This window comes from Aquimarina sp. RZ0 (assembly GCF_008370685.1).
Taxonomy (GTDB): Bacteria; Bacteroidota; Bacteroidia; order Flavobacteriales; family Flavobacteriaceae; genus Aquimarina.
Genome location: NZ_VTZU01000045.1, coordinates 42,144 through 56,580, shown reverse-complemented (window position 1 = coordinate 56,580; position 14,437 = coordinate 42,144). Strand labels below are relative to the sequence as shown.

At 31.6% G+C, this 14,437-nt stretch carries 15 protein-coding genes; 9 read left to right on the top strand and 6 right to left on the bottom strand.

Features of this window, described 5'->3' with window-relative positions; genetic code table 11:
• Nucleotides 1-219 precede the first annotated feature (219 nt).
• The 3 genes from bcmE to F0000_RS17380 form a co-directional block, all read right to left on the bottom strand.
• Complete coding sequence (gene bcmE / locus F0000_RS17390; protein WP_149626006.1) at nucleotides 220-1,410, bottom strand: thiamine pyridinylase; 1,191 nt, start codon at nucleotides 1,408-1,410, stop codon at nucleotides 220-222.
• Between the two features lie 560 nt (nucleotides 1,411-1,970).
• Complete coding sequence (locus tag F0000_RS17385; RefSeq protein WP_223148915.1) at nucleotides 1,971-2,609, bottom strand: hypothetical protein; 639 nt, start codon at nucleotides 2,607-2,609, stop codon at nucleotides 1,971-1,973.
• 82 nt (nucleotides 2,610-2,691) lie between these two features.
• Complete coding sequence (locus F0000_RS17380) at nucleotides 2,692-3,246, bottom strand: hypothetical protein (protein WP_149626004.1); 555 nt, start codon at nucleotides 3,244-3,246, stop codon at nucleotides 2,692-2,694.
• 335 nt (nucleotides 3,247-3,581) lie between these two features.
• Between F0000_RS17380 and F0000_RS17375 the strand changes: the two genes are divergently transcribed.
• On the top strand, nucleotides 3,582-4,160 hold the full coding sequence (locus F0000_RS17375) for a hypothetical protein (RefSeq protein ID WP_149626003.1): 579 nt from the start codon (nucleotides 3,582-3,584) through the stop codon (nucleotides 4,158-4,160).
• Nucleotides 4,161-4,408: 248 nt separating this feature from the next.
• On the opposite strand, the gene F0000_RS17370 is transcribed toward F0000_RS17375, so the two are convergent.
• Both F0000_RS17370 and F0000_RS17365 read right to left on the bottom strand, forming a co-directional pair.
• Complete coding sequence (locus F0000_RS17370; RefSeq protein ID WP_149626002.1) at nucleotides 4,409-5,041, bottom strand: hypothetical protein; 633 nt, start codon at nucleotides 5,039-5,041, stop codon at nucleotides 4,409-4,411.
• Between the two features lie 2 nt (nucleotides 5,042-5,043).
• Complete coding sequence (locus F0000_RS17365) at nucleotides 5,044-5,538, bottom strand: RNA polymerase sigma factor (protein WP_149626001.1); 495 nt, start codon at nucleotides 5,536-5,538, stop codon at nucleotides 5,044-5,046.
• A gap of 303 nt (nucleotides 5,539-5,841) precedes the next feature.
• On the opposite strand from F0000_RS17365, the gene F0000_RS17360 reads away from it, so the two are divergent.
• Entirely contained in the window at nucleotides 5,842-7,140 is a 1,299-nt protein-coding gene (locus F0000_RS17360) for an NAD(P)/FAD-dependent oxidoreductase (protein ID WP_149626000.1), read from the top strand.
• A 7-nt stretch (nucleotides 7,141-7,147) separates the two neighbouring features.
• Here F0000_RS17360 and F0000_RS17355 read toward each other — a convergent pair whose 3' ends face one another.
• Nucleotides 7,148-7,996, bottom strand: a complete 849-nt coding sequence (locus tag F0000_RS17355; RefSeq protein WP_149625999.1) for a GLPGLI family protein — start codon at nucleotides 7,994-7,996, stop codon at nucleotides 7,148-7,150.
• Between the two features lie 326 nt (nucleotides 7,997-8,322).
• On the opposite strand from F0000_RS17355, the gene F0000_RS17350 reads away from it, so the two are divergent.
• From F0000_RS17350 to F0000_RS17320, 7 genes are all read left to right on the top strand, one after another.
• On the top strand, nucleotides 8,323-10,476 hold the full coding sequence (locus tag F0000_RS17350; protein WP_149625998.1) for a TonB-dependent receptor: 2,154 nt from the start codon (nucleotides 8,323-8,325) through the stop codon (nucleotides 10,474-10,476).
• Between the two features lie 98 nt (nucleotides 10,477-10,574).
• Nucleotides 10,575-11,195, top strand: coding sequence for a M48 family metallopeptidase (locus tag F0000_RS17345; protein ID WP_149625997.1), 621 nt, complete (start codon nucleotides 10,575-10,577; stop codon nucleotides 11,193-11,195).
• A gap of 50 nt (nucleotides 11,196-11,245) precedes the next feature.
• Nucleotides 11,246-12,607 carry a 2TM domain-containing protein gene (locus F0000_RS17340; RefSeq protein WP_149625996.1) on the top strand — a complete coding sequence of 454 codons (1,362 nt, stop codon included), beginning with the start codon at nucleotides 11,246-11,248 and terminating at the stop codon, nucleotides 12,605-12,607.
• Nucleotides 12,600-12,944 carry a 2TM domain-containing protein gene (locus F0000_RS17335; RefSeq protein WP_149625995.1) on the top strand — a complete coding sequence of 115 codons (345 nt, stop codon included), beginning with the start codon at nucleotides 12,600-12,602 and terminating at the stop codon, nucleotides 12,942-12,944. Before F0000_RS17340 ends, F0000_RS17335 begins: the two co-directional genes overlap by 8 nt.
• 11 nt (nucleotides 12,945-12,955) lie before the next feature.
• Entirely contained in the window at nucleotides 12,956-13,285 is a 330-nt protein-coding gene (locus F0000_RS17330; RefSeq protein WP_149625994.1) for a 2TM domain-containing protein, read from the top strand.
• Between the two features lie 9 nt (nucleotides 13,286-13,294).
• Nucleotides 13,295-13,609, top strand: coding sequence for a 2TM domain-containing protein (locus F0000_RS17325; protein ID WP_149625993.1), 315 nt, complete (start codon nucleotides 13,295-13,297; stop codon nucleotides 13,607-13,609).
• A gap of 371 nt (nucleotides 13,610-13,980) precedes the next feature.
• Complete coding sequence (locus F0000_RS17320) at nucleotides 13,981-14,286, top strand: 2TM domain-containing protein (protein WP_149625992.1); 306 nt, start codon at nucleotides 13,981-13,983, stop codon at nucleotides 14,284-14,286.
• The last annotated feature ends 151 nt before the right edge of the window (nucleotides 14,287-14,437 follow it).

The following is a 14,437-nucleotide window of genomic DNA, read 5'->3' as shown; positions in this document are numbered from 1 at the left end:
TTATATATTAAATTTGGGGATCGGATAGCACTCGATTTAGCGACCAAGCCCCAGGAGGGCTCTGGAAGCTAGCTTCCAGAGCCCTCCTGGGGCTTAACCCTGAGACAGGGTTATAATTACACTTCCATCCGAAGTAGCTTACTGAACTTATAAGTTTGTACAACAATTTTAGTCAGCCGATAGATGATTGTTATTTGTTATCTTATTGTTATCAGGGTTTCAATTAAATATTACAGTTTCCATTAAGTCTTTATAATTAATTTTATCAAAAGCTTCTTTGCCTAATCTAAAGGTCTTTGGCTTCGATATTTTGATCAATTCGAACATCTCGGAGTATTTAGGGTATTGTGTTTTGAGTGTTTCAAAAATACTTTTCCTTGCTGGCATATAATAAAATGCATTATTTCCATTTTGACAACTCTTTACCATATGCTCAGTTGATGATATCAAATTAACTAATGCTATCGCTAGTTCTCTTTTTTTAGTTGATTTTCCAACATTCGCATTTATTACTGCGGCATCCATGAAGAATAAATCCACATTAGAGTCAATATATGATGGAATAAGCTTCATGGAAATGTTCTCCAGGTTTGTTTGTTCCATTTGAAACATATTTTCTGTGAAACCAACATAACATCTTCCTGATCCATTACTAAACCACTCAGCTCTTTTTGGTAACCAATCTCTAGACTTTTCACCTCCCATATCTACCAGTTTTTTAACATTGCTTAGCGATTCTTTGTCTAAAGAGTATGGTAGTGCTAGTTTAGGATTCGCTGAATAAACACCTGTTTTGTCCATAAACGCTTCAATATAGAAACAGATGTTTGATGTTCCGCTTGATAGATCTATTAGTAGCCCTGTTTCATTTGGTGGTTTTTCACTATCATAATTTGCTTTGCCTATTATTTTGTATAAGTCTTCAAGCGTATTACAATCTCTAATCTCTTTATCTTCATTCCGGTAGTATAAAATATTGGCACAACCAAACTGAGGAATTCCAAAGCACTGACCGTCATAAAAACAGCCTTCCAGAGAGTGAGGAAGTAAATCACTTTTATTCTCAATATGTTTCTCTCCAATCGGTAATATCCATTTTTTTTCTGCAAAAGAGCTTATATATAATGCATCCATCACAAATACATCTACTTTGGTCGGAGGGGCTTCTTTGTATGAATTATATTTAACAAAATTTAATTTAACATTTGGATGCTTTGCTTTCCATAAACTAGTAAGTATTGATTTGGATTTGTTCTCATATTCTTCAAATAAATATGGATATAGAGCAACGTTAATTTCAGGTATTTCATCAGTTTTGATAATATCAGATGATTTACTCACATTTTTCATTGTGCTACATCCAATAAACCATAATGTAATAAGCGTTAATTTAAGTAATCTAAATGGCATAAATATATATTTAATTAGTTAGTCATTTTGCCTGATTGCCGATAACGGATTTGTATGGTATATGCCAAAGCATTTGCACTCTAGTTTTTGTTATCATTTATTTGAACAAAATACCCCATACTCAGGGTTAAACTGAATATGGGGTATTCTTATATTTTTTTACGTTGCTTCTAAATTACTAAAAAAACTAAAATAATAGAGTTTATTTCCCCGATTAATTATTGATATGCAGAATAATCTTGATTTATTAAACTTTTTATTTTACCATTTTCTCTATACCTGAAAAAAATATATAAGTCCCGTAAATCCAAAAAACAAAATAGGTGGCATGAATATTTACATCTAATGTTTGCTCCGTCTTATGAAAAAGATAGAAACAGCAATACAAGGAATAACGCTCCAGAAAAGTAAATGTGGTTTTTTAAATAATTTTAGTAGCATTTTTTTATTGAATTTTTAGTAAAAATTCACTTTAGTCTCTAACAAATCTATTAATTCTTTTTGATAATACTTGAATCTATCGCATCTTGTACAGAATCTAGTATTTTTAGTCTTTGATCTTATGGCAATGAAAAAATCCAATTTACTTTGTTTTCTTCCTTTTTCTTTCGTTTTTCGATCTTATCCATAATTGTCTTTCTATGCCCTGAGCCAATAAAAAGAAGGGCTTGTTTATATGTATGTTTCTCGCTATAGTTGTATATGGTATTCAATATTTCGTTTTCACGTTTTCTAATTACTTCTTTTTCTAGTTTAGCGATATTATAAAGTTTCTCATTATTAATTTTCTTCAATAATTTTTCTTTTAAAATATCCATTCCCTCAAAAATTTCAGTGTTCTTATCGCTATTTAAAAAAGCGAAACCGCCTGATCTAATAAAAGATGATTGTTTTTCTAATAAATATCTTAATTCATTTGACTCTTGAAATATAGAACTATAAAGCAATTCACTGAACATATGATCCAAATTATCATAGTAATGATCTGGCAAATCGTAAGTGTCAACTGGAAAGTTTTTTATGTTATTACTTTTTAAGTACTTTTTTATCGCAGTTGTTTCTAATGTAATTAGAGTCTTTGCATTATAGGCTTCATCAAAATTAGCAAGAGAGAGTTCTTCAAATATTATTTCAGGACTTATTATCTCTATAATTTCATACAATGTATCTGGATTACATTCTCCATTCTGTTTATGCATTGTAAAAACCAGATTTAGATTACCCATGGTAGTTGTTTAATTGGCTAACGCAACTAATGGAATATTTTTATTCCATTAGTTGCTAGTAGTTATTAAGCTTATGTTTATTGTTTATTCTGCGATCCGCCATAAACAAAATACGATCAGATTTTTCAAACGGAATATCCAGTCTCTTACAAACATCCTGAAGGTCTTTTAAATATTTTAGATATAGATCCACTTGAAATTTAATATTCTTATCAGAATTATAAGTACTTAATTTTAAAGTTTCTTTTGGGTAAATAATACGAAACACACGCTGATCAATTATTTGAAATAGATTTGGATTTCTAAACCTTAGAATAGTTGATGCCATTGGCAACCCTACCCCTTTCGTTTTTAATAGCCCGGTTAGAATATCACTTACTTTTTCTTTATTAGGTTTCGTTTCATTTGGATTGATTGCATTAATTTTCGAAATGAGATCGTTGGAAAATAAAGCATATCTATTTACTTTCCATAAGACAATTTCATTTAGAATTTTTTGATCAAAATCTTCTTTGAGATCATCAAGCTTATTGGTGAGCTTTTTTTGATACTCAAATTCAAAGTCTTCTGAGCTTATTCTAAAATCTCCATTATATATACTCTTATGCATCGGTTCATTAGCTTATTATTTATAACAAATCACCCCATAGCTGAAAAAAAAAATCAGTTATAGGGTGACGACGACTAATTTAGTCTCTCTAAAGTACTAAAAAACTTTTAACTAACTATTTTTTCCCTGTTTTTTTATCCACTGTTGAGAAGTATGCTTGCCTGAAAACACAGTTCAAAAAGTCTTATAAAGAATGCTATTGATATCCAGTATGAGGGGAAAATACAGCTACATTTTGATAAAATAAGCACTAGTAGCCCTTAATATTTATATCTTTAACCAAGTACTAATAAATAGAATCATTAGGTTTTACAATAGATACATATTACAAAGTATTGAACGTTAAACAAACATACCTTAAAGGAAAATCAGTTTTTATTGTGTCTCTGGTTGTAATCGTAATTACAATGCTGACGGTTTATCTTACTGGAATAAATTATAGTCGGAGTTTGACTTCTAATTTCTACATTTCGTTATCAATTATAGCTACTGCCCTATTTTTGTTTATGGTCTATGGACTTTATAAAGGAATTGGATTAATAGACAACTTCTCAAAGTTCAGAAACTTCAAAACCGGAGATATAATCTCTCAATCCGGAACTATACCTGACTTACCAACTATAGATGTCGGAGATGGAATCGATGGAATCGTAGTTTCTGTAATTCTCTGGATTGGAATGACCATCCTTTTTGCCATCTTATTGATTTTTCTGGAAGCAGTTTTTTGGATTTCGATTTTCATCTTATTAGCAATGATGTATTGGGTTTTCTTTAGAGCACTAAAATTTGTGTTCACTAAATCCTCAGATACAAAAGGAGATATTGGAATTTCGACAGTTTATTCTCTGGCATATACCGCCTTATATACCGGATGGATATTTGTAATCGTATATATCACACAACTACTGAAATAAAAAGATGTTTGGTAAGACTAAGCAATCAAAACTGAATACACTCTAGAGACCTCTATTTTTACTACACTATGCAACGACTGAGTTTCGATTATTAATGTAGCAGATTAAAAACCACTAATCCAAGCGCTTGGACAAAGGAAAAGTGTATCAAGAAAGGTTTTTAAACCCCAAAACGCTTGTTTTTGATACAAAATTCTTATCAGAATTTCACTCAAACGGATCGCGCTTGGGATTAATCCAACTCAGGTTTACACCTCTAATTGCTTCAATTCTTTATAGTTTTTATTCAACCTTCTGGTTAACAACCCATAAAGGAGATAGTATATAGTAGCAATTACTCCCACGCATACAATGGTAACTATAAAGAATAATATCCCTAATACATATTTTGGAATATCTTTATTGGATTCACTTTGTATTTCCTGAAACTCCGGGCTATAAAAAAGCATATACCCGAATACCAATAGCAACATGACTGTAATAAAGGAGAGATTGATAAAAACATATTTTTTTACCGTTCTTCTTGTTTTCAGAATGTTTTCCATCAGCACTTTTGCAGAATCTGTTGCTCTAATCTTTCTGTAATTGTTATAGAATTGAATAATAAAATAAGTTAATATTCCGAAAGAAGCAAAAGATAATGGCACTGTATATACCTCATTTACCCCAATATCTTCATAATGGTCATATGTCCCATTTACTCTGGCTATTATTTCGAGACTTATCATTAATACAAATTCAAACAGGCTAATAATAAAAATCCATTTAACAATTGATGAAGATTTCTTTAAGATCATCTTATAAATCTCATCATATGTCAATTTGGGAAGCGTTTTTTCCTGCTTCTGCCAATCTCTTTTTAATAATTCTAATTCATCCATGCTTATGGGTTTAATATTTTTTTCAATTTTGTTTTCACTCGATTCATTTTCACTCGTGCATTTACTTCAGAGATCCCCATAGTCTCTGCTATTTCTTTATATGATTTATCCTCCAGGTATAAAAACACCAGAGCTTTCTCAATATCGTTTAATTGTTTAACTGCAGAATACATTAATTTTAATTGCTGCTCTTCATCATCATCATATTCCTCAACGGCAATTTTAAAATCTATTGCATCAAAATCCGATGTTTTAATATTTCTTTTAGACTTGCGATACAAAGTGATTGCTGTATTAAGCGATACTCTATACATCCAGGTACTAAACTTAGCTTCTCCTCTAAATTTGGGGTACGCTTTCCATAACTGTATGGTAATCTCCTGAAACAAATCATTATGTGCTTCTGCATCATTGGCATATATCCTACAAACCTTATGCACAATATTTTGATTTTGCTCAAGATTGGTTACAAAACTATGTTCTAATTCTTTATCCACTTTTGTTAGTTACACTTTATAAGTATAAATTAAAACAAATCTGTTACACTTTAAAAATTAATTTTACTCGATAATCAAGATTTAAATGCTTCAAGGCTTCCTTCAAAACCGAACTGTTTTTCTTAATAAATGCCTCATTAGACGTGTTTAGAAGTAGTTTACTTATAATTTCAAAAAAATGTTTAAAAAAAAACGTTTAAAAAATTGATTTTTGCTAATGAAATCATTTTAATAACAAAAATAACTATTCTATAGTGTATCTGATTTTATCACTTTATCTTTGTAAAACAACATTAGCTACATATGAATATCCCTTTTTCTAATTTACCAAGATTAGTTATCATCGGAGGTGGTTTTGCAGGAGTTGCCCTTGCCAGAAAAATGGTAAAAGAAGATGTACAGCTCATTTTATTAGACAGGCATAACTACCATACTTTTCAACCCTTATTATATCAAGTATCAACGTCTTCATTAGAACCAGATTCTATTGCGTATCCATTACGAAAAATAGTAAAACGCGGTAAAAATACATTCTTTAGGATGACAGAAGTAACATCTGTTGATCCTGAGAACAAAAAGGTACATACAAGTATTGGTAGTATTACTTATGATTATCTTGTTATTGCAACGGGTGCCCGCACTAATTTTTTTGGGAATACCAATATCGAAAATAATGCGATGCGAATGAAAAATCTTCCGCAGGCATTGAATTTACGTAGTTTGATGTTAGAAAATCTGGAGCAAGCTGTGATAACTCCTGAACCAGAAAGAAGAAAAGAATTACTTAGTTTTGTGCTGGCTGGTGCTGGTCCTACCGGAGTAGAATTGGCTGGTGGGATTGCAGAATTAAAACTAAATGTATTACCAAAGGATTATCCGGATATGGATTTTACCGAAATGGAAATCCATTTGATTGAAGGTGCAGATCGTGTTTTACCACCTATGAGTACGCGCGCTTCAGAGAAGGCCACTAAATTCTTAAAAAAATTAGGCGTTAATATTTATACAAACACTCAGGTTACAAATTATGAAAACAACCTGGTGACTACAAATACCGATGTATCTTTAAGAACTGCTACCTTTATATGGTCTGCTGGTGTTACAGGTGCTCCCGTATCTGGAATAGATGCTTCTTCATTAATTCCCAGAGCGAATCGTTATAAAGTTAATCAATTTAATCAAATTGAGGGTTATGATACTATTTATGCTTTAGGTGATATTGCACTTATGGAAACTGATGCGTATCCAAAAGGACACCCAATGGTAGCGCAACCCGCAATACAACAGGGAAATCACCTTGTAAAAAACCTAAAACGACATCTTAGAGGTCAGCCCATGATACCCTTTACGTATTTTGATAAAGGCTCGATGGCAACTATTGGCCGTAATAAAGCTGTTGTGGATTTAGGAAAATTTAGATTCGGAGGATTTTTTGCATGGTTTATTTGGATGTTTATACATCTTTGGTTTTTAGTAGGTTTCAGGAATCGCTTTATTACTTTTTTTAACTGGACCTATAATTATATTAATTATGATAAAGCCGCACGATTAATCGTGAGACCTTTTAAGAATAAAAAAGAGAATGAGGTAGAACGAGTTTGATAGTATATTAATATTCATCAAATAATCTAGAGGACACTCCTTCAAAATCTTCTCTTGTTATTTTTTCGCCTTCTGTTGGTGGTTTGATATCAAAAGATTCTGATGAAAAGATAGAAATACTGGAAAGACTTACTGTTCTCCTACCCTCTCTTATTTCTAGAATAAGACCTGGTAATCCCCAATATTCTTTGGGCCCTGTACTTGTTTTGATTTCTCTGGTAAACCAGGCTTCTATATTTTTGTTTGATTCTTTTAGTAATGCCTTATAGCATACATACCCTTTTATTTTTTTAGTTTTTTGTGTAATGATCCAATTAAAATCTTGTAGCTCTTCTTCGATAAGAAAGCTTCTTTTTTTCCTGTCAAAATGATGTTTCTGCAAAGAACTGACCTGTATTTTTTCGGATAAATCCTTGTAGATAACCTCCATATCATTATAGTTGATAATTTTCTTGGAGGATCGTAATCCGGATGCAGAAACAACTGTCGATATAAGTGTGTCATTACTTACGTTTTCTTGTGGGTAATAAATAGATTTGTCTCCACTCACCCTCAAAACAGTAATAAATTCATATGTATCTATTTTTTTATGTCGCTTCTTCTCTATTTGTAATTCTTTGGCTAGTTTATTAATAGAATCTATTTTTCTATAAAATTTCTTTTGAATCTCAATAGAATCACTGTTTTTATGGTTAAAACGAATTTTTACATTCTTTAAATTAATTTGATTTACATCAGATTTCTCTTTTACTACTGATTGATAAGGAACTCTATTTTCTCTATAAAGAACGGTAAAATCCTGACTTTGAACCTTTAAATAAATTAAAATAATGAGTAACAATAGCTTTATTTTCATTGTTTTGTAGATTATAAAACACAAAACTAATAATTTAGTTGAATTATTCAACTAAATTATTAGTTTAAAATGTAAAAAATACTTTATCTCAAAAAAAACATGAAAAGAAATTGATTATCATAAAGATACACATGGTTTTTCGATTTATTCCTGTGGTTTCTTATTTAACCAATTCAGTAGAAAAAGTACTTTCTAATCGGTTTTTTTTTGACATTTAATCTTTTTCACAATCTGTCCCCCTTTTTCTACAGTTCGGCTATGTTCAGTTTCTCTATTTATTCTTTTAATAGACTTTTGAACTATTAATTCATTAGAAAACAGCATACATGAAATCTTTACTATCCTTTTTTTTATTACTCATCACTTCAATTTCTGTTTCACAAACAACCATCTCTGGTACGGTAACAGAACGCTCTGGCACTCCAATTATCGGAGCTAATATTTATCTGGATGGAACCTATGACGGTGGTTCTACTGATGATCAAGGTAATTTTTCATTTACTACCTCTGAAACCGGTGAACACACATTGGTTATATCTTTCCTTTCTTTTGAAACATATTCATTAACTACTACCATCACAGCTATGAAAAACTTAGAGGTAAGATTAAAAGAGGACGTAAACTCGCTCGGCAGTGTAATTCTCAATGCAGGCACTTTCTCTGCTGGTGATAATAGTAAAGCATCAGTATTAACCCCTTTGGACATTGTTACCACTGCGGGAGCAGCCGGAGATTATATTGGGGCTTTCCAGACGTTACCAGGAACTTCTACAGTGGCTGAAGATGGCAGGCTTTTTGTTCGAGGTGGTGATGCTAATGAAGCGAATGTTTATATTGACGGACTTAGAGTATTTCAACCATTTACAGCCACCGCCAATAATATCCCTACACGTGGAAGGTTCTCTCCTTTCTTGTTCAAAGGCACTAATTTTTCTACAGGCGGGTATTCTGCAGAATACGGTGATGCTTTATCGAGTGTATTATTACTCAACACCATTGATGAGCCAAATCAAGAAAAAACAGATTTCTCCTTTATAAGTGTGGGACTTGGCGTAGGTAATACTCAAAAATGGAAAAATAATTCACTTAGTATCAATGCTTTTTACCTCAATCTAAAACCATATCAGGAAATCATTTCACAGCGCGTGGAATGGAGTAAGCCTTTTGAGTCTCTATCAGGTGAAGCTGTTTATAGACATCAATTTAAGAATGGTTTATTAAAAGTCTATGGAGGTCTAAACTATACTGATTTTCAATTAATACAAGAAGATATCAATATTCCTGAAGGAATTAATTTTGGACTTACTAATAGAAATCTATATCTCAACGCCTCGTATAAAGGTGAATTAGGAAATGATTGGAAACTTACTGTCGGAGCCAGCTTTGCCAATGATCATAATGATATACAGATTACAGAAACTAAGGTTGGTACTGATGATAACAACGCACATGTAAAGGGTAAACTCAGAAAAAGATTCAGCAACCGATTTAAATTAAGTATGGGATTTGAGCAATTTCTGGGAAACTTTACAGAAGAAGTTACAGCTCCATCTTTTGATAAAGTTGAAAGTAATTATCAAAATAATAGTACTGCTGTTTTTACTGAAGCTAATATATTTTTTAGTAAAAAACTGGCTATGCAATTAGGAGTTCGAGGAACAAATAATGCATTGTTGGAGTATACCAGAATAGCACCAAGAGTTTCCTTAGCTTATAAAACATCATCCACATCACAAATTTCATTAGCCTATGGAGATTTCTATCAGGCGCCTCAGCAAAATATTCTTAAATTTAATACTTCATTGGATCTGGAAAAATCGTCTCATTATATTTTTAATTACCTATATCAAAACAATGGACGAACCTTAAGAGCTGAAGCTTATTATAAAGGATATGATCGCTTGGTAAAATTTGACACAGAAAGGCCTGAGTTTTCTAGTAATTACTCCAGCAATGGCAATGGGTATGCCACAGGACTAGACCTGTACTGGCGTGATAATAAGTCAATCAAAAATCTTGAATACTGGGCTAGTTATTCTTATCTCAATACAGAAAGAACGTATAGAAATTATCCAGAACGTGCGACTCCAAATTTTGCCTCTGATCATAATGTTTCGCTCGTAGGAAAACACTGGGTTAAAGATTGGAAATCTCTGATTGGAGCTACCTATAACTTTGCCTCCGGTCGTTCTTATACAAATCCTAACACCCGCAATTTTCTTGGAGAAAAAACAAAAGCGTTTAATTCCTTGAATCTTAATTGGGCTTATTTATTAAGTCAACAAAAAATAGTGTATTTCTCCCTGTCTAATGTTCTGGGGTCTGATAATATATTTAATTATCAATATGCAAATACTCCTAATAGTAATGGGGTTTTTAATAGACGTGCCATACGCCCTACTGCTGATCGATTTTTTATTATAGGATTCTTCTGGACGATCAGTGATAATAAAACGGATAATCAATTAGATACGCTTTAATACAATTCAAGGTATAAAAGTTACAATTCGGTAAGATATAATTCCTAAAAATCGAGTATTGCAAGATCTTTACAATGTAAAACTAAAACATCCAAATTATGAAAACCATCGTCATACTACTAACTTTTTTAACAGCGACAACTATACATTCTCAAACTCCTTATGAAAAAGGCATGGGTAAGGCCTTTGAACTTTGGGGTAGTAATAAAACTGATGAGGCTGCCAATTTATTTGAGCGAATTGGTAAAGCAGAAAAAGAAAACTGGCTACCTTACTACTATGCTGCACAGGTGCATATCATAAAAACCTTTACTACCAAAAATGCAGAGGAAATAGAATCCAGATTGAAAAAAGCTCAAAATCACCTGAATGAAGCCAAAACATTCTCTAGTAACAATGCAGAAATTATGATTATGGAAGCCATGCTCAATACGGCCTATGTTGCCCATAATCCTTCTGTATACGGAATGACACTTTCTCCAAAAGTAGAAGAACTGTATCAAAAGGCAAAAGTGCTTGACCCAGAAAACCCAAGAGCTATATTGTATCATGCAGAATGGAAAATGGGAAGTGCAAAATTCTGGGGAAAAGATCCAAAGGCTTATTGCCCCGAGATAGAAAAAGCTGCATTACTCTTTGATAAAGAACAACCTACCACTCCTTTTTATCCATCTTGGGGTAAGGATCAAATTGAACGTGTAAAACAAAACTGTAAGTGATAAATACTTAAATTAGTACACATTTAAAAAAAATAAGACCTCTGTAATATATGAATACTCTAAAAGATATAAAGTTTATTATTACCGTTTCATTGGGAGTTTCAATACTTATAGCACTATTAAATCTAATGAGTAATGGATTTAGATTAGAAAGTATTTCTACAGTCACCTGGTGGGGTATTAATTTTATGTATTCTTTCAGTCTATGCTATCTCAATACATTGTATTTTAGATTTATTAACTACAAATTCGAATGGAAAAACAAAGGATTAAAACGAATAATTGTTGGTGCAGGAGGTTCTATTATTATTACAATTATTGGATACGCCCTATGTAAATTTATAGCTTTTGTAATTATTTTAAAAAAACAAACACCCGACGAGTTTATTGCGGATCAATCATTTAGAGATTACCTGTTTCCTTTACTTCTTACTGTTGCTCTTTCCCTGTTCTTCCACGCAATGTATTTTTACAAAGTATTACAGGAAAAGAAAGTCACAGAACAAAAAATAATAGCAGGAACAGCTTCTGCAAAATTTGCGGCTTTAAAAAATCAATTAGATCCTCATTTTTTGTTTAATAGTTTAAACGTGCTAACATCACTAATCGATGAAAATCCACGAATGGCTCAGAAGTTTACCACTTCCCTATCCAAAGTATATCGATATGTACTAGAACAAAAAGATAAAGAGCTTATTACAGTAGATGAAGAATTAAAGTTCGCAAAAACATATATGACACTCCTTAAATTAAGGTTTGAGGATAGTATTATTTTTGAAATACCAGAACAGGCAACAAATCCCGAAGCAAAAGTAGTACCGCTCTCGCTTCAGATTTTACTGGAAAATACTGTAAAGCATAATATCGTGATGCCTGGTAAGCCATTACATATCAAAATTTATGAAGCCGATGGTTTTCTGATCGTAGAAAATAATCTACAACCCAAAAAAGTACTCAAACAAAGTAGCGGTGTAGGGCTAGGTAATGTGCAACAGCGATATGGATTACTGACCAAGAGAGAATTCTCTGTATATAAAACGGAAACAGCTTTTATTGCTAAACTTCCGATATTAACAAAAAAAATAACATCCATGGATATGACAACATCGCACGATATGGCAATTGTAAAAGATTTAAAATATAAACGTGCAAAAGAACGGGTAAAAAAAATGAAGGAATTTTATGGTAGCCTCATTGCCTATTGTATTGTAATCCCTTTTCTGATTTTTATTAATTACAGAACTACTGGTTTTAGCCTTCCTTGGGTAATATTCCCAATTGCAGGATGGGGATTAGGACTCGTATTTCATTATGGAGAAGCGTATGACAGGCATCCGATATTTGGAAAAGACTGGGAGAAAAGAAAAATAAGAAAGTATATGAAAGAATCTAATACTAGAAAATATGAATAATCTCAATAAACGCAAGACCTATAGAAAAGCTAAAAAAAGAGTGCAGAAAGAACGAGGATTCTACACACATGCTACTGTATATATTGTAATGAATATTGTCATTCTTATTTTTAAAATCATACTAGGTGATTATATAAACAATGAAGAATATAACAATTACCAGTTTTGGAATCTAATTAGTACACCTTTATTCTGGGGACTTGGTTTACTGGGACATGGAATATGGACTTTTAGAGAAAAAAATGGTTTAGAAAAACTCCTTGGCAAATCTATTTTTAGCAAAAAATGGGAAGAACAGAAGATTAACGAGTTTATGAATAAGAATAATGACATTTAAAACACTAAAAAATGGAAAATTTAGAACTACAAAAAAGATATAGCAAAGCTAAAAAACGTGTTCAAGAAGAACAATCCTTTTATACACATCTAAGCGTGTATATCGTTATAAATGTTGCTATTATCATTGTTATTCTACAACTAAAAGACTACATATATGATGGTTACCTGATTATTAATTTAATAAGCTCTCCTGTATTGTGGGGTGTTTTCTTACTAGGTCATGGATTATGGGCTTTTAGAGAAAAAAACGGATCAGGAAAACTGTTTAGCCGATCCTTTTTTAGTAAAGAATGGGAAGATCGTAAGATTGAGAAAATTATGAATAGTAAAGATCACTAAAAAAACAATATGGAAAACTCAAATAAAAGAGTGCAATATGACAGAGCTAAGAAACGAGTAGAGGCAGAAAAAGGGTTCTATTCGCATCTTACCGCATATATCATTGTAAATATTTTTTTGTTCCTTATTAATTCTAATTTCATAAACGATGGCTTTAACAATTGGTTAAACTGGAACCTATATCTAACTCCTTTTTTCTGGGGAATTGGTTTATTTTTTCATTGGATAAAAGTTTTTAACCCAAATATAATTTTTAGTAAACAATGGGAAGAACGAAAAATTAAAGAAATCATGGATAAGGATGACACTATAGACTTCTTATAAACTTTAGATTATTAATGTAGAAGATTAAAAACCGTCAATTCGAGACCTCAAATAAAATTTTATTCAGTGTTTAAACTGACGAGTTATACGATTTGTGATTAAAAAATTCGTATAAATTCATTGAATTATTTTTTCTTTATGCAAGGCAAAAAAATCAAGCATAGCTATAGCTACGGTTTATTTTTTAAACGAAGTAGAAAGGAAAAAGAAACGATGAATATGCGAAATTTTTAGTTATAAATCGTATTAAAGAATACGTCAATTCGATTGCTTTGGCAAAGGGAAAACATATCGAGAATGGATTTTTAAACTCAGGTTATAAAAAACGAAGCTTAAATAAATAATACCATCAATCAAAAAAAATAACTATTATGAAAGATTTTGAAGAACAAAAAAGATATGAGCGGGCAAAAGAGCGCGTAGAAGAATTAAAGAAGTTTTATAACAATCTATTTTCATATATAATAATTATTAGTTTTTTGGCTGGATTAAACTATTATCAAAATGAATGGCACTATGCGTGGTTTTTATGGGCGGCTTTTGGCTGGGGAATCGGACTAGCATTTCATGCAGCAAAAGCATATAGAATCAATCCTATGTTTGATAAAGATTGGGAAGAACGAAAAATACGAAAATATATGGATGAAGAGGATCAGGACAAACAACTCTGGGAATAAAGCTAATATAATACTGCTTTTATTAAAACAAAAAAAAGCAACTACCTCATATCCTATAGATTAATTTATATTTAACAAAATTAAGTGTCGAAAATGAGAAGCAATTATACATACGGTGTAGCCCGATAAAAATTCTATACCAAGTATTAAA

Coding starts and splice junctions, on each gene's coding strand:
- bcmE (WP_149626006.1), bottom strand. CDS start 1,410: ATGCCATTTAGATTACTTAAATTAACGCTTATTACATTATGGTTTATT.
- F0000_RS17385 (WP_223148915.1), bottom strand. CDS start 2,609: ATGCATAAACAGAATGGAGAATGTAATCCAGATACATTGTATGAAATT.
- F0000_RS17380 (WP_149626004.1), bottom strand. CDS start 3,246: ATGCATAAGAGTATATATAATGGAGATTTTAGAATAAGCTCAGAAGAC.
- F0000_RS17370 (WP_149626002.1), bottom strand. CDS start 5,041: ATGGATGAATTAGAATTATTAAAAAGAGATTGGCAGAAGCAGGAAAAA.
- F0000_RS17360 (WP_149626000.1), top strand. CDS start 5,842: ATGAATATCCCTTTTTCTAATTTACCAAGATTAGTTATCATCGGAGGT.
- F0000_RS17355 (WP_149625999.1), bottom strand. CDS start 7,996: ATGAAAATAAAGCTATTGTTACTCATTATTTTAATTTATTTAAAGGTT.
- F0000_RS17350 (WP_149625998.1), top strand. CDS start 8,323: ATGAAATCTTTACTATCCTTTTTTTTATTACTCATCACTTCAATTTCT.
- F0000_RS17345 (WP_149625997.1), top strand. CDS start 10,575: ATGAAAACCATCGTCATACTACTAACTTTTTTAACAGCGACAACTATA.
- F0000_RS17340 (WP_149625996.1), top strand. CDS start 11,246: ATGAATACTCTAAAAGATATAAAGTTTATTATTACCGTTTCATTGGGA.
- F0000_RS17335 (WP_149625995.1), top strand. CDS start 12,600: ATGAATAATCTCAATAAACGCAAGACCTATAGAAAAGCTAAAAAAAGA.
- F0000_RS17330 (WP_149625994.1), top strand. CDS start 12,956: ATGGAAAATTTAGAACTACAAAAAAGATATAGCAAAGCTAAAAAACGT.
- F0000_RS17325 (WP_149625993.1), top strand. CDS start 13,295: ATGGAAAACTCAAATAAAAGAGTGCAATATGACAGAGCTAAGAAACGA.
- F0000_RS17320 (WP_149625992.1), top strand. CDS start 13,981: ATGAAAGATTTTGAAGAACAAAAAAGATATGAGCGGGCAAAAGAGCGC.